This is a genomic window from Streptomyces sp. ICC1, from assembly GCF_003287935.1.
GTDB lineage: Bacteria > Actinomycetota > Actinomycetes > Streptomycetales > Streptomycetaceae > Streptomyces > Streptomyces tritrimontium.
The window spans coordinates 5,039,022-5,057,799 of record NZ_CP030287.1; the positions used below are offsets into that span (position 1 = coordinate 5,039,022).

The window sequence follows — 18,778 nt, forward strand, 5'->3', positions numbered from 1 at the left end:
TCAGCCGAGCAGGGAGCGGCCGATGATCTCCTTCATGATCTCGGTCGTCCCGCCGTAGATGGTCTGGATGCGGCCGTCGACGAAGGCCCGCGCGACGCGGTACTCGGTCATGTATCCGTATCCGCCGTGCAGTTGCAGGCAGCGGTCGGCGACCCGCTTCTGCAGTTCGGTGGCCCACCACTTCGCCATCGAGGCGTGGACGTGGTCCAGCTCCCCGTTGGAGTGGTCGGTGATGCAGCGGTCCAGGAAGGTGCGGGTGACCGCGCACTCGGTGGCCATCTCCGCGATCTCGAACCGGATGTGCTGGAGCTTGGAGAGCGGCCGCCCGAAGGCCTCGCGCTCCTTCACGTACTGCGTGGTGATCTCCAGCAGGTACTCGGCGGCGGCGATGCCGGCCATGGCGATGCCCATCCGCTCCTGCGCGAGATTGGTCATCAGGTGGACGAAGGCGCCGTTCAGCTCACCGAGCAGGTTCTCCTTGGGGACGCGCACGTCGTTGAAGAACAGCTCGGCGGTGTCCTGCGCCTTCTGGCCGATCTTGTCGAGGTTGCGGCCGCGCTCGAAGCCCTCGGTGCCGCGCTCCACGACCAGCAGCGACATGCCGTGCGCCCCGCCCTCGGGGGTGGTCTTCGCGACCACGACCACCAGGTCGGCGAGGATGCCGTTGGAGATGAAGGTCTTGGAGCCGTTGAGCACCCAGTGGTCGCCCGCGTCCTCGGCGGTGGTCCGGATCCCCTGGAGGTCGGAGCCCGCGCCCGGCTCGGTCATCGCGATGGCCGTGATGATCTCGCCGGAGCAGAAGCCGGGCAGCCAGCGGCGCTTCTGCTCCTCGGTGGCCAGCGAGGTCAGGTACGGCCCGATGATGTCGTTGTGCAGGCCGATCGCGAGTCCGGCGGCGCCCGCCCGGGTGAATTCCTCGGCGATCACCGCCGCGTACCGGAAGTCGGTGTTCCCGCCGCCCCCGTACTCCTCCGGGACGGCCAGGCCGAGCAGCCCCTGGCGGCCGGCGGCACGCCAGGCCTCGCGGCTGACGACGCCGTCCTTCTCCCACTGCTCGTAGTGCGGCAGCACCTCCTTGGCGAGGAAGGTGCGGACGGTCTCGCGGAACGTCTCGTGATCGGCGTCGAAGATGCGGCGTTGCATCGGGGCTCCCTAGGGGTGTCTTGCCTGCTCGCTAAGAGGTGTTCCGTAATTCCGTTACGATCGCCAAGTTCCGCAAGGGATAGGGCGAGAAGACGCCCTGTGGGAGTCAACCGCATCGTGTCTGTCCCCGGCTTGCCGGTACGGATCACGCGGCAGCACAGCGTCTGAGCTGTGCCTCTGCTCCCCGAATGCCGGACCAGCGCCCCGAGCGACCCCGGATGAGCCGCCCCCGGGCGACCACGCCGGACAGACCAGGAACCGCCCCGGCTGCAATCCGTCATCCCCACGGGGATAACGGATCAAGTCTTAGAGCCAGTTCTCGACGGTTGCGATCGACTGGGCGGGCTCGGGGCCGACGGGCGTGACGTTGAGCATGGTCACCCCGGCGGCCCGAAGGCCTCGACGCACTCGCGCACGTAACCCTCCGGCCCGCACAGCGTGGTGAGCTCGCACGGTACGGCGGCGTCAGCCAGCCGTCGGCGATCTCCGCCGTCATCCGCACGTTGGCCGGCCCCAGCGAGGCCACGTAGACGGGGATGTCCGCGCGGACCGGCCGGGTCAGCATCCGCAGCGCCTTGCCGTGCCGGCCGATCGGCTTGTCGTACGGCTTCCCGTGCCAGCCCTCGACCGCCTGCGGGCCCGAGGCTCCGAGGCCGAGCAGCGCCCGGCCGCCGGACATCGCGTCCAGGCCCGCCGCCGTCTGGGCGATGAGCGCGGGCGTGCGCGAGTAGACGTTGAGGATGGCCGAGCCGATCTTCATCCGCTCCGTGCGGGCAGCCAGGTACCCCATGATCGTCGGGGAGTCGAAGCCCCAGGCCTCGGCGACCCACACGGCGTCGAGCCCGGCCGTCTCCAGCTCCGCGGCCGCGTCGGCGGCCCGGCGCGGGTCCCCAGGGGGTACCTCCCAGCGGTAGCTGGGGGAGTGGTCCAGCATCATGGAGAGCTCCATCAGCCCTCCTTCCCGAGCAGCGCCGGCACGTCCCAGTCCGCCGCCACCGACTCCGTGTGCGCGCCCGGCAGTGCGGGGCCGCCCACGGCGCCGGCCGGGGTCGCGGAGAAGCGCGGCGCGGGCGCGGGCTGGGTGATTCCGGCGGCCTCGACGAAGGTGCCCCGAGCCGCGAGGTGCGGGTGGTGCGGGGCCTCGCGGAGCGAGAGCACGGGCGCCACGCAGGCGTCGGTGCCCTCGAAGACGGCCGTCCACTCCTCGCGGGTACGGGACTTGAAGCGCGCGGCGACGGCGCCCCGCAGCTCGCCCCAGCGGGCGAGGTCCTTGCGGGCGGGGGCCTGGTCCTTGATGCCGAGGAGCTCCACGAAGGTGTCGTAGAACTGCTGCTCCAGCGCGCCGACGGCCATGTGGCCGCCGTCGGAGGTCTCGTAGGTGCCGTAGAAGGGGCAGCCGCCGTCGAGGAGGTTGGCCCCGCGCCGGTCCTGCCAGCCGCCGGCCGCGAGCATGCCGTGGATCATGGCGGTGAGGTGGGCGGTGCCGTCGACGATGGCCGCGTCCACCACCTGGCCGGTGCCACCGGGGGTGCGGGCGTACTGGAGGGCGGCGAGGACGCCGATGACGAGGTAGAGGGAGCCGCCGGCGTAGTCGCCGACCAGGTTGGCGGGGACCGCCGGGGGCTCGCCCGGGTTGCCGATCATGCCGAGGGCGCCGGTGACGGCGATGTACGCGATGTCGTGCCCGGCGGTGTGGGCGAGCGGGCCGTCCTGGCCCCAGCCGGTCATCCGTCCGTAGACGAGCTTCGGATTGCGGGCGTGGCAGTCGGCCGGGCCGACGCCGAGCCGCTCGGCGACCCCGGGGCGGAACCCCTCGATGAGGACGTCGGCGCGCAGGGCGAGGTCCAGCACGCGGGCGGGACCGTCGGCGGACTTCAGGTCGACGAGGACGGAGCGCTTGTTCCGGTTGGTGATGTCGTAGGTCGGGTTCACCGCGAGCCCGCCACCGCCGGGCCGGTCCACGCGCACGACGTCTGCCCCCAGGTCGGCGAGGAGCATGGCGGCGAAGGGGCCCGGCCCGATGCCCGCCAGCTCGACGACGCGCACGCCCGCGAGCGGGCCGCCGCCGCTCCGGCTGCCTCCTCCGCTGCCTCCTCCGCTGCCTTCTCCGGTGCCTTCTCCGCTGCCTTCTCCGCTGCCGGACGCGTTCCCTGTCCCTGCCATCGAGCCCCCAGGATCCCGTGGCACCACTGCGGCCACTGTGTGACACAACTGATGTAACACCAGTGATGCTAGGAACCTGTTCCACTCAGCACAAGAGCAAGCGCTTAGCCGGTTGGCCCGATCCGGGCCGCGATCCGCGCGTCGAGTTCCTTCAGGTGCCGCTTGAGCGCGACCGTCCGGTAGCTCTCCTCCACCCACTCGCACAGCACCTCGGCGGAGGGCGCCCCCTTCTCCCCCAGCGGCACCGAGACCCAACCGGCCCTCCCCAGTCCGTACCCGGTCGGCTCGGCCCCGGGCGCGGTCATGGCGTGGCCGTGCAGCGCCTCGTCCTTGAGCTTCACGGAGATCCCGGGCGGCCGCGGGCCGTCCGCGTTGCCCAGGAAGACGAAGATCTTCTTGTTGACCTTCACCACGCAGTCCTCAGGGCCCCACGGGAACTCCTCCCCGGCCTCCGGCAGCCCCCGGGCGAACTCCCGGACCGCCTCCCACTTGCGCACCGCACCCTTCATGGAATCCTCCGTCCGCCGCGGTCGCGTCCGCACCCGCGGACGGTCCGCCCTCACGCTAACGCGGGGCGCGCGGGGACGTCGGGCACGCGGGTCGCGAGTCCGCGGCGGTCGCACAAGCGAACAGCTAAACCCATGTGATCAACGGACTTGCCGCTCTGTAGGCTGTGCACGCTTTCCGCCCTGATCAAGGGCGCACAGACATTTGGGGGGGCTCGGTGTCATATCGCCGACTCGTAGCATCCGCGACCATTCTCGCGGCAGGCATTTCTCTCATACCAGGCATGGCGCAGGCCGACCCGGCCGCAGCCGGCAAGCACGGTGTCTCCGTGCCCGACGTGGACCCGAAGGAGGCCGCGGCGGAGGACTTCAAGACCTTCAAGAGCCCGGCCGACCGCTCGGTCCGCAAGACCACCGAGCCCGCCGGGGGCAAGGCCGCCGCGCGGTCCGCGGCCGAGGACTCGGATCTCGTCGTCGCCCTCGCCGCCTACACCGAGTCGGCGCACTCGATATCCCTGGACACCACGATCTCCGGCGCGACCGGGGCCTGGCTCACCGTGGACATCGACTGGGGTGACGGCACCACGAGCCAGGAGGGCACCTACGGCGGCGCGACGATCACCACCCCGCACAACTACGAGGACCTCGGCACCTACACCGTCAAGGTCACCGTGACGGACACCGCCGCGGGCACCTCGGCCGGCAACACGGTCGAGGTCGCCACCCTGGGCTCGGAGTTCACCCCGTACGGCCCCACCCGCCTGCTGGACACCCGCGACGGCACGGGCGCCGCGAAGGGCAAGGTCGCCCCGTACGCCTCGGCGCACCTCAAGATCGCCGGCAACGGCAAGATACCGGCGGGCGTCACCTCGGTCGTCCTCAACCTGACCGTCACGAACGCCACCAGCGCCGGCCACGTCACGGCGTTCCCCTCCGGCGCGGAAAAGCCGATCACCTCGAACGTCAACTTCGTCCCCGGCCAGACGGTGCCGAACCTGGCGATCGTGCCCGTGGGCGCCGACGGCTACGTCGATCTGTACAACGGCGGCTGGGAGTCGATCGACCTGATCGCCGACGTCACCGGCTACTTCACCAAGGCCGCCTCCAGCGGCTACACCCCCATCGACCCGGTCCGCTTCGCCGACACCCGCTCGGGCCTCGGCACCGCCAAGGGCCAGGTCGCCGGGCAGAGTTCGTTCGGCCTCCAGATCGGCGGCAGCCGCGGAGTGCCGGCGGGCGTCACCGCGGTGGCGCTCAACGTGACCGTCACGGGTCCCCGGGAAGCCGGCCACCTGACCGCGTACCCGAGCGGCCAGCCGGCGCCCGGCGCCTCCAACCTGAACTTCACCGCGGGCCAGACCGTCGCCAACTCGGTGATCGTCCCCGTCGGCGCGGACGGCAAGATCAACATCCGCAACGGCGCGTGGGCCGGGACCGATGTCGTCGTCGACGTCGTCGGCCACTACAGCCCGGCGGGCGAGGGCGCCTACATGCGCCTCAAGCCGAAGCGCGTGTTCGACACCCGCGACCCCCAGGGCGGCGTCTACGGACCGCTGTGGGGCCGCGACTACATCTGGGTGGACTTCTCCTCGAAGTACCCCGACGACTCGGGCTACGTGCTGAACGCCACGACCACCAACACCATGGGCCCCGGCTTCCTCGCGGTCGCGCCGGACCCGAACGCCCGCTGGATGTACGACGGCGGATCGGCTTCCTGGCCCGTCGCGCCCACCACGTCCACCCTCAACTTCACCGCGGGCAAGACCGTCCCGAACATGGTGCAGGCGAGCACGGGCAACAACGGCATCGTCGACTTCTGGAACCAGTCCGACGACGACATCGACCTGATCGTCGACATGTTCGGCTACTACGACAAGAACTGAACCGGCCGCCGGACGGGCGGTGTGACCGGCGCCCCGGGGGCGGCCCTCCGGGCCGCCCCCGGGGCGCCGTCCGTCGCACGGCGGTCACACGCTAGCCTCAGCCACCGACACGAGCGGGGAGGAACCGTGATGGGCGAAGAGGTTCAGCGGACCGGCAGGGCCGCGGGGCATGAACGGACGTACGACCTCGTGCTCTTCGGCGCGACGGGGTTCGTGGGGGCGCTGACCGCCGAGTACCTCGCCGCGCACGCCCCCGCGGGCTGCCGGTGGGCCCTCGCCGGCCGGAGCCTGCCGAAGCTGGAGCGGCTGCGCGAGCGCCTGACCGCCATCAACCCGGCCTGCACGGACCTCCCGCTGCTCGTCGCGGACGCCGAGGACGCCGGGTCGCAGCACGAACTGGCCGCCTCCACCAGGGTGTTGGCCACCACCGTGGGACCGTACGTCTGGTACGGGGCCGGGCTGGTCGCCGCCTGCGCCGCCTCGGGCACCGACTACGTCGACCTCACCGGCGAGCCCGAATTCGTGGACCGGATGTACGTCGAACACGACGCCCGGGCCCGCGAGACGGGTGCCCGCATCGTCCACGCCTGCGGCTTCGACTCGATCCCGGCAGACCTCGGCGCGTACTTCACGGTCGGTCAGCTGCCGGCCGGGGTGCCGCTGACCGTGGACGGGTTCCTGCGCTCCAACGCCCTCTTCTCCGGCGGCACCCTGACCACGCTGCTCACCGCGATGGGCCGCGGCCCGCAGAACCTGGCCGCCGCCCGCGCCCGCCGGCTGCACGAACCCCGGCTGCCCGGCCGGCGCGTGCGGGGGCCCGTGGGCGCGCCGCGCTTCAGCCGGGAGACCGGCGCGTGGGCGCTGCCCCTGCCCACGCTGGACCCCCAGGTCGTGGCCCGGTCGGCGGCCGCGCTGGAGCGCTACGGCCCGGACTTCCGCTACCGGCACTACGCCTCCGTACGCCACCTGCCCGTCGCGGTGGGCGGTACGGCGGCGGTCGGCGGGGTGGCCGCGCTGGCCCAGGTCCCGCCGGTGCGCCGGTGGCTCGCGGGCCGCTGGGAGCCGGGCCGGGGCCCGGACGCGGAGCGGCGGGCGCGCAGCTGGTTCACCGTGCGGTTCGTGGGCGAGGGCGGCGGCCGCCGGGTCTTCACCGAGGTCTCGGGCGGCGACCCCGGGTACGGGGAGACCGCGAAGATGCTGGCGGAGTCGGCGCTCTGCCTGGCCTACGACGCCCTGCCCGAGGTCTCCGGGCAGCTGACGACCGCCGTGGCGATGGGCGACGCCCTGCTGGACCGGCTCCAGAAGGCGGGGATCCGCTTCCGGGTGGCGGCCCGCGACTGACGGCCGCGGGCGGCCCACCGGCCGGCCGGCGGCTCGGCCGGCGGTTGCTCGGCCGGCGGTTGCTCAGCCGGCGGTTGCTCAGCCGGCGGTTGCTTCGCGCAGGGCGCGCCGGCACAGGGAGTCGGCGTGCCGGGTGGTCTCCGGGATGCGGAAGCGGGGGCTCAGGGCGAGGGCGTGCGCGCAGGCGTTGTCCAGCGAGACGCGGTGCCCGACGGAGACGTACACGGGCTTGATCCCGTCCTGCGTGCGCAGCGCCCGCCCGACCTCGTCGCCGTCGGCCGCGCGCAGCGGGGCGGCGTCACCGCGCCGGGCGCCCGGTTCCCCGTAGGTGAAGGTGAACGGGTTCTTCGCGATGCCGATGGCGGGCAGCCCGGTGACCACGCCGAGGTGGCAGGCGAGGCCGAAGCGGCGCGGGTGGGCGAGGCCGTAGCCGTCGCAGACGACGAGGCCGGGCGTGACGCTCAGCGCGTCCAGCGCGGCCAGCACGGTCGGCAGCTCGCGGAAGGCGAGCAGCCCGGGCACGTAGGGGAAGCTGACCCGCCCGACGGAGGTCGCCTCCTCCACCACCCGCAGGGTGGCCGCGTCCAGCACGACGGCCGCGGCGGCGACGAGGTCGCGCTCGTCGTCGTAGGCCACGTCCACCCCGGCGATCAGCCCTTCACCGGGCGGGGGGCCGGTCTCGGTCAGGATGACGCGGCCGCGCAGTTCGTCTTGTATCGCCTTGGCCTCGGCCTCGTCGGCGGGGATCTTCGCACTCGTCATAGTGGTGCGAGAGTAGCCTGGCGATCATGTTCGTCATGGAGCTCACCTACACCGCGCCCGTCGAAGCCGTCGAAGAGGAGATGGACGCGCACATCGCCTGGCTGGACGGCTACTACGCCGCCGGGATCTTCCTCGCCTCGGGCCGCAAGGTCCCGCGCGACGGCGGCGTCATCCTGGCCGGCGGGGTCTCCCGCGCCGAGATCGAGAAGATCGCCTCCGAGGACCCGTTCACCGTGGCGGGCGTCTGCGCCTACCGCATCACCGAGTTCCTCGCGACGAAGACGTCGGCGGACCTGTCGACGGTGCGGGAGAACCCGGTCGTCTAGAACCTGGTCGTTTAGAACCCGGTCGTCCAGGTGGATCCGGCCGGGCCCGAACCACGGGCGGGCGCCACCCCGGACGGAGTAGCGCACGAAGAGCTCCGGACCCCCCTTGGGCCTGTGGAGTGAGCGGAAACCAGCCGTCCTGTGCGCCCTCCTGAGCGCTCGGAGCTGCCCGGGAATCCCTGACATCCCTGCTCTGGCGTCACTCTGTGCGATCACACAGATGTTTTCCGGCCACTCGGTGACACAGCTCACTCCTTCTCGTGTGCACGGATCGGCCGGATCCCGCGTCTATCCCGTTGCCGGGCACCACCCCATGGCCCGGCGAGAGATCCGCCGCAAGGGAGCGAGCCTTGATCACTGTCATCGAGCAGGCCGTGCAGGCCCGACTGGTCGCCACCGCGCCGAAGGTCGACACCGTCCCGGTCACGTTCTGCTACGACCGGTCGGATCCCTTCGCCGTCCGGATGGCCTTCCCCGCGCCCGCCACCCTGGAGGGCGTCGAGGTCTCGTGGACCTTCTCGCGAGAGCTGCTGGAAGCCGGGCTGGACCGCCCGGCGGGCTACGGCGACGTGCGCGTGCGCCCGTACGACGCCGACCGGACCACCGTCGAGTTCCACGCCCCCGAGGGCGTCGCCATCGTGCTGATGGTCACGGCCGATCTGCACCGCTTCCTGGAGCGGGCCTCGACCGTCGTGCCCCCGGGCCTGGAGCACCTGTACCTCGACATGGACCAGAGCCTGGCCGAGCTGATGCGCGACTCCTGCTGAGCGGAGCGGGCGACCGCGCCTCCCCTGGGCCGTCTCTTACGGATCTTGCCTGACCCGCAAGATCCGTAAGAGACGGCCTAATTCGTTTGCGGGCGCCCCCGCCCGACCGTAGCTTCGTAGACGCCCCATCCCCGCCGAAACGGAGCAGGACATTGCTCGTCTGAGGTCCGAGACACCGATCCCCGTCACCACCGCCGCCCCCGTCGTCACGGTGGCCGCCGACGGTCCGGTCCGCTGTCTCACCACGTTGCACGCACCATTCACGCAACCTGGAGGCCTCCATGAGTCCTGCCCCCTCTTTCATCACGTGTTCCGCGCTGTCCTTCGACTGGCCCGACGGAACCCCCGTCTTCGACGGTTTCCACCTGGCCGTCGGCCCCGGCCGCACCGGCCTGATCGGCCTCAACGGCTGCGGGAAGTCCACCCTCCTCAAGCTCATCGCGGGTGAACTGACGCCCTCGGAGGGACAGTTGGCCGTAGCCGGCACGATCGGCTACCTCCCGCAGTCCGTCACCTTCGACACCGCCCTGCGCGTGGACGAGGCCCTCGGCGTGCACACCGCCCGGGCCGCCCTGCTCGCCATCGAGGCCGGCGAGGCGACCGAGGCCAACTTCGCGGCCGTCGGCGACGACTGGGACGTGGAGGAACGGGCCCTGGCCACGCTCGACCAGCTCGGTCTGGCCCGGATCGGCCTGGACCGCAGCGTCGGAGAACTGTCCGGCGGGGAGTGCGTCCTGCTGCGCCTGGCCGCCCTGCTGCTGGCCCGGCCGGACGTCCTGCTGCTCGACGAGCCGACCAACAACCTCGACCTGCGGGCCCGGCGCCGGCTGTACGCGGCCGTGGAGTCCTGGACCGGGCTGCTGGTCCTGGTCAGCCACGACCGGGAGCTGCTGGAGCGGGTCGACCAGATCGCCGATCTGCGCGACGGCGAAGTCCGCTGGTACGGCGGCAACTTCACGCAGTACGAGGCGCTGCTCGCGGCCGAGCAGGAGGCGGCGACACGGATGGTCCGGGTCGCGCAGGCCGACGTACAGCGCCAGAAGCGGGAACTGGCCGACTCGCAGGTCACGTTGGCGCGGCGCAAGCGGTACGGCCAGAAGATGAACGACACCAAGCGCGAGCCGAAGATCGTCATGGGCGCCCGCAAGCGAGCGGCGCAGGAGTCGGCCGGCAAGCAGCGCATCATGCACACCGAGAAGCTGGCGCAGGCCAAGGAACGCCTCGACCAGGCGGCCCTGGCGGTACGGGAGGACGCCGAGATCCGGATCGAACTCCCCGCGACCCGGGTGCCGCCCGGCCGCCGCGTGCTCACCCTGAGCGAGCTGCGCCCGGCCCACGGAGCTCCGGTGGCGGGCGAGTGGGAGCTGCGCGGTCCGGAGCGGATCGCCCTGGTGGGCGGCAACGGCTCCGGCAAGACGACGCTGCTCCGGACGATCGCGGGGGAACTGGCCCCGGAGTCGGGCGAATCGGTGGCGCACGTGCCGGTGCGGTACCTGCCGCAGCGCCTCGACGTGCTGGACGACGACCGCTCGGTCGTGGAGAACGTGGCGCGGTTCGCGCCGCACGCCACGGACAACCTGATCCGGGCGCGCCTCGCGCACTTCCTGTTCCGGGGCGCGCGCGCGGACCGGCCGGCCGGCACCCTGTCGGGCGGCGAGCGGTTCCGGGCGGCGCTGGCGGCGCTGCTGCTGGCGGAGCCCGCTCCCCAGCTGCTCATGCTGGACGAGCCGACGAACAACCTGGACCTGGGATCCGTACGCCAGTTGACGGAAGCGCTGGATTCGTACGAGGGGGCGCTCGTGGTGGCGAGCCACGACGTGCCGTTCCTGGAGTCGATCGGCGTCACGCGGTGGCTGCTGCTCGACGGCGGGCTGCGCCCGACCACGGCCGAGGAGGTCCGTGCTTCCCTGTGGCCGGCGTGAGCCGGTGCGGAGCTAGCGCGGCAGCGGCAGCGGCAGCGGCAGCGGCAGCGGCAGTAAGGCCCAGGACTTGGTGCCGCCCATGGGGGTGAGGACCGGGGTGAGCCCCCAGTCCCCGCCGCACGAGCCGATGACCGCCGAGAGCAGCCACATCCCCCGGCTGCGCCGGATCCGGCACTCCTCGCTCGCCTCGGGCGAGGAGTGCGCCGGGTGCTGGTCGTAGACGACGATGCGCAACGCGTCGAACTGCCAGCGGACTTTGAGCATCATCTCCTTGTCGGGCGTGAACCGATAGGCGCAGGCCACGAGTTCGGAGGCGGCGAGGGCCGCGGTATCGCAGAGGTCGGACAGCCCGTGCCGGGCCAGGAGGGTCCGGATGGCGCCGCGCGCGCTGCCCGCGCAGTAGGCGCCGCCCGGCAGGCCTATGGAGTAGCTCAGCTTGTCCGCCTCGGGCGGGGCCTGCCGCAACTCGTGGACCAACCGCAGGCCACGGAGAGTGCCCGTCATCGTGCTGCTCCAAGGTTCTGGGTGCGTGTCGTGTGGTCGTACAAGACCTCGAGGTCGCCCCGTGTGAGACTTGCATTACCGACCGTAGCGCAACGCGGTGCACAGTGCTACTACTTGTACGACGACTTGCCGTTTTCTCAGGGCATTTCCGGACTCGTGAGGGCAACCCGCCTACCCCCGGCCGGAGGAGAGGGGATCCGTGCCACCCAGGAGTACGCCGACCGCGCGACAGCAGCGCCTGGGCTCCGAGCTGCGCAAACTCCGCGAGCAGTCGGGCACGACCGTCCAACAGGCCGCGGCGCTCCTCGGGGTGGACCGGACCCGGATCCCGAACATCGAATCCGGCCGGATCGGCATCAGCGCCGAGCGCGTCCGCACCCTCGCCTTCAACTACGACTGCCCCGACACGGGGCTCGTGGACCTGCTCGCCTCGATGGCGCGGGAGCGCGACAAGGGGTGGTGGGAGCAGCACCGGGGAATGCTCCCGCCCGCGCTGCTGGACATCTGCGAACTCGAGCACCACTCCGTCGAGTTGCACACCGCCGTGACCACCCACATACCCGGGCTGCTGCAGACCGAGGCGCACGCCCGGGCCGTGTTCGACACCGCTGACCCGCCGCTGCCCGAGCCGGACCTGCAGGCGCGCCTCGCCCTGCGGATGCACCGCCAGCAGGTGTTCGCGCGCGACGCGCCCCCGCTGTACGAGGTGGTCGTCCACGAGGCGGCGCTGCGGATGCAGTTCGGCGGACCCAAGGTGGCGCGGGCCCAGCTCGAACACGTACTGGAGCAGTCGGAGCGGGCCCGCGCGACGGTGCGCGTGATTCCGTTCACCGCCGGCGGCTTCCCCGGCGCCGGCCAGTCCTTCACCTACGCGGCCGCCGAGATCAGCGAGCTGGACACCGTGCAGCTCGACAGCTCGCACGGCTCGATGTTGCTGGATTCGCAGATGAAGCTGCTCCGCTACCGCGGACTGCTGGAGCGGCTCCGCTCGCTGGCGCTGCCGGCCGCCGAGTCCCGCGATTTCGTCCGCGCGATCGCACAGACCCTCTGACCGGCTGACCGGCTGACTGACCACCTGACCGGATCCGACGAGAAGACGAGAGAACGACATGGGCACCACGACCACACCCGCGGCCGCACCCGCGACCACGACGGCCGCCGCGGCGGCGACGGACATCGCCTGGGACGAGGCCTTCTGCAGCGAAGGCGCGAACTGTTTCCGGTTCGGGCGCGACGCCGAGGACCGGGCCTATATCGGCACCACCGGGTCCGCCGCGTTCGTGACGGACTCGATCGACGCCCTCCGCGCACTCGTCTCTGCCGTCAAGGCAGGCGCCGCGGACCACCTTCTGGCGTGAGTTTTACTCATCCGGGCCGCTCCCGACCCCCCTCAAACTGCATAGATAACCGGATGTAACCGGACACAAGCCTGTGTGGGGCTTGGCTGGTCTTGATGTCGGGCTTAACCTACGACTCCGTAGGCTACGGAACCGTAGGTAATTCGCTTTGCACTCAGGAGTACCCGTGACGATCACCTCTCCCCACCTCGGCAGCTCGGAGGCGTGGACCGACGCCAAGCTGCTGTTCGCGCTGGAAGAGGTGGTCGAGCAGGAGCTCAACCGCCATCTGAAGGTCACCAAGGACTGGATGCCCCACGAGTACGTCCCGTGGAGCGACGGCCGGAACTTCCCCGGCTTCTTCGAGGACGGCGAGGCCTGGGACCCGGAGCAGTCCAAGGTCACCGAAATCGGCAAGATCGCGCTCGTCGTGAACCTGCTGACCGAGGACAACCTCCCCAGCTACCACCACGAGATCGCCTCGCTTTTCGGCCGCAACGGCGCCTGGGGCACCTGGGTGCACCGCTGGACCGCCGAGGAGGGCCGCCACGGCATCGTGATGCGCGACTACCTGCTGGCCTCGCGCGCCGTGGACCCGGACAAGCTGGAAGCATTCCGGATGCAGCACATGTCGGAGGGCTTCGAGTCCGACAACCGCCACTCGATGCTCCACTCCGTGGCGTACGTGGCCTTCCAGGAGCTCGCGACCCGCATCTCGCACCGCAACACCGGCCACCAGTCCGGTGACCCGGTCTGTGACCGCATGCTGGCCCGCATCGCGCAGGACGAGAACCTGCACATGATCTTCTACCGCAACCTGCTGGGCGCGGCCTTCGAGATCGCCCCCGACCTGACGATGAAGGCCGTACGGGACGTCGTGGTCGACTTCCGGATGCCCGGACACGGCATGCCCGGCTTCGAGCGGATGGCCGCGCAGATGGCGATCGGCGGGGTCTACAACCTGCGGATCCACCACGACGACGTGCTGAGCCCCGTGATCCGCTTCCTGAAGATCATGGACATCGACGGTCTCGGCCCCGAGGGCCAGAAGGCCCAGGAGGAGCTCGGGCTCTTCATGAACGGCCTGGACTCCGAGGCCAGCAAGTTCGACGAGCGCCTGGCCGCCCGCGCGGCGCGCATCGCGGCCCGCAAAGCCTGACCGGCCTCCGCCCGCCCGTCTGCACGCACGCACGCACGCAGCGGCGGGTGACGACGATCACGACGATTCCCCTGGCAGAGCCTCGCTCTGCCAGGGTTTTCGCGTCTTCGCCGCCGTACGGCTCCGGGTACGGATACGGGTGCTGGGGTACGGGTCAGGGACGGCGGGAGCGCATGGCCTGCCGTTCGGCTTCGGACAGGCCGCCCCAGACGCCGAAGCGCTCGTCGTTGGCCAGGGCGTACTCCAGGCAGGCCGTCCGGCCCTCACAGGCACCGCACAGCCGCTTCGCGTCGCGCAGCGAGGAGCCGGGCTCCGGGAAGAAGAAGCCCGGGCCCGTCTGGGCGCAGAGGGCGAGCTCGTACCAGGCGGGGGCCCCCGCGGTGGCGGGGGCTGCGGTGGCGGTGGTGTTCATCGACATGCCGCAGAGCCTCTCGAGCCCCGATGGACGTCCGATCAACGCCTGATCAACACGCCTGATCAACACGCATTGGCAACACGCCTGATCGACACGCGCCCCGCCCCGCGGTCCGGCCAAAGAGTGAACGACCGTACGTTCGATGGGTTCGGTACGATGGGGGCATGGCAGACGGACGTGTGGAGCGCGGAAACCAAACGCGGCGGACGGTCCTGGAGCGGACGATGAGCATCGCCTCGGTGGACGGCCTGGAGGGCCTGTCCCTGGGGAAGATCGCCACGGACCTGGGGCTGAGCAAGAGCGGCGTGTTCGCCCTCTTCGGCTCCAAGGAAGACCTGCAGCTCGCCACCGTGCACGCCGCCCGGGCCGTCTTCGTCGACGAGGTCGTACGGCCCGTGCGGGACGAGCCCGCGGGGCTCGCCAAGGTGTGGCGGCTGTGCGAGAGCTGGATCGACTACTCCGGGCGCCGGGTCTTCCCGGGCGGCTGCTTCTTCTACTCCGTCGCCGCCGAGTTCGACTCGCGCCCCGGGCCCGTCCACGACGAGGTCGCCAAGATCCGCGGCGACTGGACGCGCCATCTGGAGCGGCTCCTGGAGGAGGCCCGGGTGGCGGGCGGGTTCCGCGAGCCGGTCGACTCCGCGGACGTGGAGCAGCTCGCCTTCGAGATCATGGCGATGATGGAGCTGGCCAACGCCCACTCCGTGCTGCACGGGAGCACCGTGGACTACGGGCGGGCCGCCCGCGGCATCCTCGCCCGGCTGCGCGCGGCGACGGCCGCCCCGGAGGAACTCCCGGAGCGGCCGCCCGTGCTCGCTTTCGCCGCCGCCGACTTCTCGGCGGCCGACGCCCCCGTCGTCAGGCTCCCCGCGTAGGCGGCCGCCGCATCGTCCAGCCGGCGGCCGCCGCGCCCAGCGCGGCGAGCGCGGTGAGCAGGAAGACCCCCCGCCAGTGCTCACCGGTACCGGCGCCCGCACCCGTACCGGTGAGCAGGGCGGCCGTGGCGGCGATGCCGAGTGCGCCGCCCAGCTGCCGGGCCGTCATCAGCAGGCCGGTGCCGGCCGCGAAGCGCTGCGGCGGCAGTCCGGCCGAGGCCACCGTCGAGAGCGCGGTCACCACGACTCCGATGCCGAGGCCGCCGAGCAGTCCGGCCGGCAGGAAGATCTGGGCGTACGAGGTCGAGTCCGCGGCCCAGCCCCACAGCAGCAGGGCGTTGGCGGCGAAGATCAGCGATCCCACGGTGACGGCCGCCCATTGGAGCCGTGCGGGGACCCGGCGTCCCACGACGAGCGCGCCGGCCATGGCGAGGATCGCGCCCGGCGTGACGCCGAAGCCGGCTTGCAGGACCGAGTAGTCCCAGCGGTCGATGAGGTAGGACGGGCCGGTCAGCAGCCACGCGTACATGGCGGCGCCGAAGAGCAGGGCGCCGATGTTGGCGCGGGCGAAGAGCCGGTCGCGCCACAGGTCCCGGTCGACGGCCGGGGCGGGATGGCTGCGCGAGCGGCGCAGGGCCAGGGCGCCCGACAGGGCTCCGCCGATGACGAGGACGAGTACCTTCGGGTCGGTCCAGCCCCATTCGGCGCCCTGGGAGAGCCCGGCGACGACCGCGCCGATCCCGACGGCGAGGGCGACCGTACCGACGGGGTCCGGGAGCCGGCGGCCGGTGCGCGCCTCCTTGGGGACCACGCGGACCGCGGCGAGGCAGACCGCGAGGCCGAGGGGGACGTTGATCAGGAAGATCGCGCGCCAGTCCCACCATTCGACGAGCAGCCCGCCGACGCTGGGGCCGACGGCGGCGGCGAGGCCGCCCGCGGCCGACCACGCGCCGAGGGCCGCGGCCCGCCGGGCGGGCGGGGTGTGGGCGAGTACGAGGCCCAGCGCCGCCGGGATCATCCCCGCGGCGGCGGCTCCCTGGAGGGCGCGGGCCAGGATCAGCAGGTCGGCGGTGGGGGCCGCGCTGGCGGCGAGCGAGGTGAGGGTGAAGGCGAAGGTGGATCCGATGAACAGGGTGCGCCGGCCGAGGGTGTCGGCGAGGCGGCCGGCCGCGGCGAGCAGGGCGGCGAACAGTACGGCGTAGGCGCTGACGACCCAGGTCAGACGGGCCAGCGACACCTCGGGGAAAGCCCGTCCGAGGTCGGGGAAGGCGACGTTGACGACGGTGGCGTCGAGGAACGCGAGGAAGGTGACGGCGCTGGCGAGCCCGAGCATCCGCCCGGCTCCGGGTCCGGGGGCGGGGGCGGGGGCGGCTGTGGCGGCTGTGGCGGCTTCGGGCCGGGTGGCGGTCATCGGCGGGCCGCCGAAATCCCGGCGGGAGCCTGCGCGGTGGTCTGCGCGGGTGCCCCGGCTCGGGCCCTGGCCCATGGTCCGGCTTCGACTTCGACTTCGGCCGCCGTGAGGAACTCGGTGGCGGCGGCGATGATCTCGGGGGCCCGCAGGATGCGGCGGTGGCCGAGCCCGCTGGTCTCGATCAGGCGGGCCCGCTCCCCGTAGGCCGCGGCGATGCCCCGGGACTGGGAGGGCGCGGAGGTGTCGTCTTCGGTGTCGTGGATGAGCAGGATGTCCGAGGGGACCTCCTCGGGGTGGCGGCAGGCGTCGAGGCGGGGCCAGACATCGGGCTCGGCGGGGAACAGCCGGCGCTGTACGTGGCGTCGCAGGGCGTCCTCGACGGCCTGGTTGACGCCCGCGTTGGCGCGGAACCGCTCGGCGAGGAAGTCGAAGTCCGCGATGGCGCCGATCCCGACGATCCGGTCGGCCCGGATCCCGTCCCGCAGGGCGAAGAAGGTGGCCACCACGCCGAAGGAATGGGCCAGGACGGCGGAGAAGTCCCCGTGCTGCGCGTGCAGTCGGCGGATGATCTCGCGCTGCCGGAGGATGGTGGTGAACCGGCCGCCGGACTCGCCGTGGCCGGGTGCGTCGAAGGAGACGACGGTGCGGCCCTGGGCGCGCAGCGCCTCGACGAAGCCTGCGAGGCGCGAGGCGCGCGAGCTCCAACCGTGCACGACGAGCACGGGCCGGCCTCCGTCGCCCCAGCGGTAGGTGGTGACGGGTATCCCGTCCACGACGAGCCGGTCGGTCACGGCCCGGGCCATGACCTCCGCCTCGCCCGGCCGCACCGTCGGCCGGCCGAGGGGCCGCACGAACAGCGCGAACGCCGCCCGCCCGACCGGGCCGGGGGCGGCCCGGGCGGTGATGTTGAGGGTCGTGCTCAGGAGTGAAGCCATGGGAAGCATGCCCGGTTCTCCGGATCTCCTCAGAGTGGCCAGACGAATGCCTGGTCAAGATGATGAAGGGATATTAGCACGATCGTTCGTGTAGTTTTTGAGGCAGGGCTGCGCTCATCCCGCGAGGATCGCGCTGTCCGTTGTCATCCACTGGTCGGCGACAACCGGGCGGCATGGTGGCTTCGAGTCGTGACCGGAACGGGATCGTCTCCTGCTCATGGACTTCGATCCGAGGGTGGTCGGGATGGCCTCGCAGCCGTTCTGGCTCCCCTGGTACGACGGCAAGCGCAAGCGACGGCACGCGCCTGACTTCTTCGTACGCCACTTGGACAGCTCGGCGGTCGTCGTCGATGTCCGGGCCGATGCACGGATCGCGCCGAAGGACGCGGAAGCGTTCGAGTTGACGCACGCGGCCTGCCAGCAGGCGGGTTGGGAATTCGCCCGGCTTGGGACGGCGGACGCGGTGATGCCGGCAAACGTGCGGTGGTTTGTCGCGCTACCGGCACCCGCGGTGCCTGCACCGTCCTCTTGCGGGCCGGTTGCGTGAGGTCTTCACGGGGTCGGACACCTTGCTCCGTGGCGCCGACGCCGCTGGGGATCGCCTCGGGGACTCTCCCCACGTTGTTCCATCTGCTGTGGCTGAATGAGCTGGCCGCCGATGGCCTGGCGATCGAACTGCTTGGGCCACGCACGTTCGTGCGCTTGGCCGAGGGAGCGGCACGATGGCCGGGGCGAGGCGGCGTCGGGTTCAGGCTTCCTTGTCAGCGAACCTGGTCGGACTTCCCTCCGGGGCGAACGGGTGGTGGAAGGTGAAGGCGTGCGGAGCGGAGCCGTGGGCGTGGAGGTGCTCCAGCCTGGAAACCCCGTCCTGCCAGGTGGGTATCACGCCGTCGGAGATCCACCAGAACACGTAAGCCGGGTGTCCCGTCCTCTCGAACCAGTCGTAACGCCTGTTCAGCGCCTCACGGTGCAGACCGGTGTAGATGGCCTCGAAGGCGGGACGCAGGTCGGTCCAGAGTGAGAGGGTCGCGGCCAGGGCGGTGGTTTCCACCGTATGGCCCTTGCCGTACCAGGTCGGCACGGCGAACTCTCCCCATGCACCCCAGTCCAAGTCGAAGTGCGTGCCCCGGGAGCCGTCTGCCGCTTCAGCATGAGCGAGGTACCCGGGGTGCCGGCTGATCTGCGGGTAGATGGCCTCGCCGCTGTCGTGGAGTTCGCGCGTGAGAGGTGCGGGATCGGCGAGAGGTGACTTCAGGACGCCGAATGTGTACAGCGCAAGATGGGGCATGCGTCTCTCCCTGGTTGAGGGTGCCTGGACCAACTCGTCCCGTC

General features: G+C 71.6%; 19 protein-coding genes and 1 pseudogene. 10 read left to right on the top strand and 10 right to left on the bottom strand.

Annotation, left to right across the window (positions count from 1 at the left end):
- The 4 genes and pseudogenes from DRB96_RS23835 to DRB96_RS23850 all read right to left on the bottom strand — a co-directional run bounded on the left by DRB96_RS23835 (position 1) and on the right by DRB96_RS23850 (position 3,815).
- Positions 1-1,143, bottom strand: coding sequence for an acyl-CoA dehydrogenase family protein (locus DRB96_RS23835; RefSeq protein ID WP_112450297.1), 1,143 nt, complete (start codon positions 1,141-1,143; stop codon positions 1-3).
- 306 nt (positions 1,144-1,449) lie between these two features.
- A pseudogene (locus DRB96_RS23840) lies at positions 1,450-2,092 on the bottom strand (LLM class flavin-dependent oxidoreductase).
- Complete coding sequence (locus tag DRB96_RS23845; RefSeq protein WP_239516306.1) at positions 2,092-3,189, bottom strand: CaiB/BaiF CoA-transferase family protein; 1,098 nt, start codon at positions 3,187-3,189, stop codon at positions 2,092-2,094. The pseudogene DRB96_RS23840 and the gene DRB96_RS23845 overlap by 1 nt, the downstream one beginning before the upstream one ends.
- Before the next feature lie 221 nt (positions 3,190-3,410).
- Entirely contained in the window at positions 3,411-3,815 is a 405-nt protein-coding gene (locus tag DRB96_RS23850) for an MmcQ/YjbR family DNA-binding protein (RefSeq protein ID WP_112450299.1), read from the bottom strand.
- A gap of 281 nt (positions 3,816-4,096) precedes the next feature.
- On the opposite strand from DRB96_RS23850, the gene DRB96_RS23855 reads away from it, so the two are divergent.
- Entirely contained in the window at positions 4,097-5,695 is a 1,599-nt protein-coding gene (locus tag DRB96_RS23855) for a PKD domain-containing protein (RefSeq protein WP_112450300.1), read from the top strand.
- Between the two features lie 129 nt (positions 5,696-5,824).
- Positions 5,825-7,036, top strand: coding sequence for a saccharopine dehydrogenase NADP-binding domain-containing protein (locus tag DRB96_RS23860; protein ID WP_112450301.1), 1,212 nt, complete (start codon positions 5,825-5,827; stop codon positions 7,034-7,036).
- A 78-nt stretch (positions 7,037-7,114) separates the two neighbouring features.
- Here DRB96_RS23860 and DRB96_RS23870 read toward each other — a convergent pair whose 3' ends face one another.
- The gene (locus tag DRB96_RS23870) at positions 7,115-7,798 is read right to left on the bottom strand and encodes an endonuclease V (RefSeq protein WP_112450302.1); all 684 of its coding nucleotides are present in this window, start codon (positions 7,796-7,798) and stop codon (positions 7,115-7,117) included.
- A gap of 26 nt (positions 7,799-7,824) precedes the next feature.
- Between DRB96_RS23870 and DRB96_RS23875 the strand changes: the two genes are divergently transcribed.
- The 3 genes from DRB96_RS23875 to DRB96_RS23885 all read left to right on the top strand — a co-directional run bounded on the left by DRB96_RS23875 (position 7,825) and on the right by DRB96_RS23885 (position 10,813).
- Complete coding sequence (locus DRB96_RS23875; RefSeq protein WP_112450303.1) at positions 7,825-8,124, top strand: YciI family protein; 300 nt, start codon at positions 7,825-7,827, stop codon at positions 8,122-8,124.
- Positions 8,125-8,474: 350 nt separating this feature from the next.
- Positions 8,475-8,891, top strand: coding sequence for an SsgA family sporulation/cell division regulator (locus DRB96_RS23880; RefSeq protein ID WP_112450304.1), 417 nt, complete (start codon positions 8,475-8,477; stop codon positions 8,889-8,891).
- 281 nt (positions 8,892-9,172) lie between these two features.
- The gene (locus DRB96_RS23885; protein ID WP_204357804.1) at positions 9,173-10,813 is read left to right on the top strand and encodes an ABC-F family ATP-binding cassette domain-containing protein; all 1,641 of its coding nucleotides are present in this window, start codon (positions 9,173-9,175) and stop codon (positions 10,811-10,813) included.
- Positions 10,814-10,825: 12 nt separating this feature from the next.
- On the opposite strand, the gene DRB96_RS23890 is transcribed toward DRB96_RS23885, so the two are convergent.
- Positions 10,826-11,317 carry an ATP-binding protein gene (locus tag DRB96_RS23890; protein ID WP_239516307.1) on the bottom strand — a complete coding sequence of 164 codons (492 nt, stop codon included), beginning with the start codon at positions 11,315-11,317 and terminating at the stop codon, positions 10,826-10,828.
- A 199-nt stretch (positions 11,318-11,516) separates the two neighbouring features.
- Between DRB96_RS23890 and DRB96_RS23895 the strand changes: the two genes are divergently transcribed.
- The 3 genes from DRB96_RS23895 to DRB96_RS23905 all read left to right on the top strand — a co-directional run bounded on the left by DRB96_RS23895 (position 11,517) and on the right by DRB96_RS23905 (position 13,813).
- Positions 11,517-12,368, top strand: coding sequence for a Scr1 family TA system antitoxin-like transcriptional regulator (locus DRB96_RS23895; RefSeq protein ID WP_112450305.1), 852 nt, complete (start codon positions 11,517-11,519; stop codon positions 12,366-12,368).
- A gap of 58 nt (positions 12,369-12,426) precedes the next feature.
- Positions 12,427-12,675, top strand: a complete 249-nt coding sequence (locus tag DRB96_RS23900; protein ID WP_343234569.1) for a hypothetical protein — start codon at positions 12,427-12,429, stop codon at positions 12,673-12,675.
- 166 nt (positions 12,676-12,841) lie between these two features.
- Positions 12,842-13,813 (top strand): acyl-ACP desaturase, encoded by a 972-nt coding sequence (locus tag DRB96_RS23905; protein ID WP_112450306.1) that lies wholly within the window; start codon positions 12,842-12,844, stop codon positions 13,811-13,813.
- A gap of 154 nt (positions 13,814-13,967) precedes the next feature.
- Here DRB96_RS23905 and DRB96_RS23910 read toward each other — a convergent pair whose 3' ends face one another.
- Positions 13,968-14,225: a WhiB family transcriptional regulator gene (locus DRB96_RS23910; RefSeq protein WP_239516845.1), complete on the bottom strand. Its 258-nt coding sequence runs from the start codon at positions 14,223-14,225 to the stop codon at positions 13,968-13,970.
- A 167-nt stretch (positions 14,226-14,392) separates the two neighbouring features.
- Between DRB96_RS23910 and DRB96_RS23915 the strand changes: the two genes are divergently transcribed.
- On the top strand, positions 14,393-15,100 hold the full coding sequence (locus tag DRB96_RS23915) for a TetR/AcrR family transcriptional regulator (RefSeq protein ID WP_112450308.1): 708 nt from the start codon (positions 14,393-14,395) through the stop codon (positions 15,098-15,100).
- Here the strand turns inward: DRB96_RS23915 and DRB96_RS23920 are convergent.
- Positions 15,084-16,511 (bottom strand): DHA2 family efflux MFS transporter permease subunit, encoded by a 1,428-nt coding sequence (locus DRB96_RS23920; RefSeq protein WP_112453668.1) that lies wholly within the window; start codon positions 16,509-16,511, stop codon positions 15,084-15,086. The two genes, DRB96_RS23915 and DRB96_RS23920, sit on opposite strands and share 17 nt — an antisense overlap.
- Positions 16,508-17,446 carry an alpha/beta hydrolase gene (locus DRB96_RS23925; RefSeq protein ID WP_239516308.1) on the bottom strand — a complete coding sequence of 313 codons (939 nt, stop codon included), beginning with the start codon at positions 17,444-17,446 and terminating at the stop codon, positions 16,508-16,510. The genes DRB96_RS23920 and DRB96_RS23925 overlap by 4 nt, the downstream gene beginning before the upstream one ends.
- Positions 17,447-17,663: 217 nt before the next feature.
- Here DRB96_RS23925 and DRB96_RS44885 point away from each other — a divergent pair, with 217 nt between their 5' ends.
- Positions 17,664-17,993 carry a TnsA-like heteromeric transposase endonuclease subunit gene (locus tag DRB96_RS44885; protein ID WP_239516309.1) on the top strand — a complete coding sequence of 110 codons (330 nt, stop codon included), beginning with the start codon at positions 17,664-17,666 and terminating at the stop codon, positions 17,991-17,993.
- Between the two features lie 201 nt (positions 17,994-18,194).
- On the opposite strand, the gene DRB96_RS23935 is transcribed toward DRB96_RS44885, so the two are convergent.
- Positions 18,195-18,734: a DUF3291 domain-containing protein gene (locus DRB96_RS23935; RefSeq protein ID WP_112450310.1), complete on the bottom strand. Its 540-nt coding sequence runs from the start codon at positions 18,732-18,734 to the stop codon at positions 18,195-18,197.
- Between the last annotated feature and the right edge of the window lie 44 nt (positions 18,735-18,778).

Excerpts from the sequence above, each read along its gene's own strand:
- DRB96_RS23870 (WP_112450302.1), bottom strand. The coding sequence starts at position 7,798 with ATGACGAGTGCGAAGATCCCCGCCGACGAGGCCGAGGCCAAGGCGATA.
- DRB96_RS23850 (WP_112450299.1), bottom strand. The coding sequence starts at position 3,815 with ATGAAGGGTGCGGTGCGCAAGTGGGAGGCGGTCCGGGAGTTCGCCCGG.
- DRB96_RS23920 (WP_112453668.1), bottom strand. The coding sequence starts at position 16,511 with ATGACCGCCACCCGGCCCGAAGCCGCCACAGCCGCCACAGCCGCCCCC.
- DRB96_RS23915 (WP_112450308.1), top strand. The coding sequence starts at position 14,393 with ATGGCAGACGGACGTGTGGAGCGCGGAAACCAAACGCGGCGGACGGTC.
- DRB96_RS23835 (WP_112450297.1), bottom strand. The coding sequence starts at position 1,143 with ATGCAACGCCGCATCTTCGACGCCGATCACGAGACGTTCCGCGAGACC.
- DRB96_RS44885 (WP_239516309.1), top strand. The coding sequence starts at position 17,664 with ATGGACTTCGATCCGAGGGTGGTCGGGATGGCCTCGCAGCCGTTCTGG.
- DRB96_RS23925 (WP_239516308.1), bottom strand. The coding sequence starts at position 17,446 with ATGGCTTCACTCCTGAGCACGACCCTCAACATCACCGCCCGGGCCGCC.
- DRB96_RS23910 (WP_239516845.1), bottom strand. The coding sequence starts at position 14,225 with ATGAACACCACCGCCACCGCAGCCCCCGCCACCGCGGGGGCCCCCGCC.
- DRB96_RS23860 (WP_112450301.1), top strand. The coding sequence starts at position 5,825 with ATGGGCGAAGAGGTTCAGCGGACCGGCAGGGCCGCGGGGCATGAACGG.
- DRB96_RS23935 (WP_112450310.1), bottom strand. The coding sequence starts at position 18,734 with ATGCCCCATCTTGCGCTGTACACATTCGGCGTCCTGAAGTCACCTCTC.
- DRB96_RS23900 (WP_343234569.1), top strand. The coding sequence starts at position 12,427 with ATGGGCACCACGACCACACCCGCGGCCGCACCCGCGACCACGACGGCC.
- DRB96_RS23875 (WP_112450303.1), top strand. The coding sequence starts at position 7,825 with ATGTTCGTCATGGAGCTCACCTACACCGCGCCCGTCGAAGCCGTCGAA.
- DRB96_RS23885 (WP_204357804.1), top strand. The coding sequence starts at position 9,173 with ATGAGTCCTGCCCCCTCTTTCATCACGTGTTCCGCGCTGTCCTTCGAC.
- DRB96_RS23890 (WP_239516307.1), bottom strand. The coding sequence starts at position 11,317 with ATGACGGGCACTCTCCGTGGCCTGCGGTTGGTCCACGAGTTGCGGCAG.
- DRB96_RS23855 (WP_112450300.1), top strand. The coding sequence starts at position 4,097 with ATGGCGCAGGCCGACCCGGCCGCAGCCGGCAAGCACGGTGTCTCCGTG.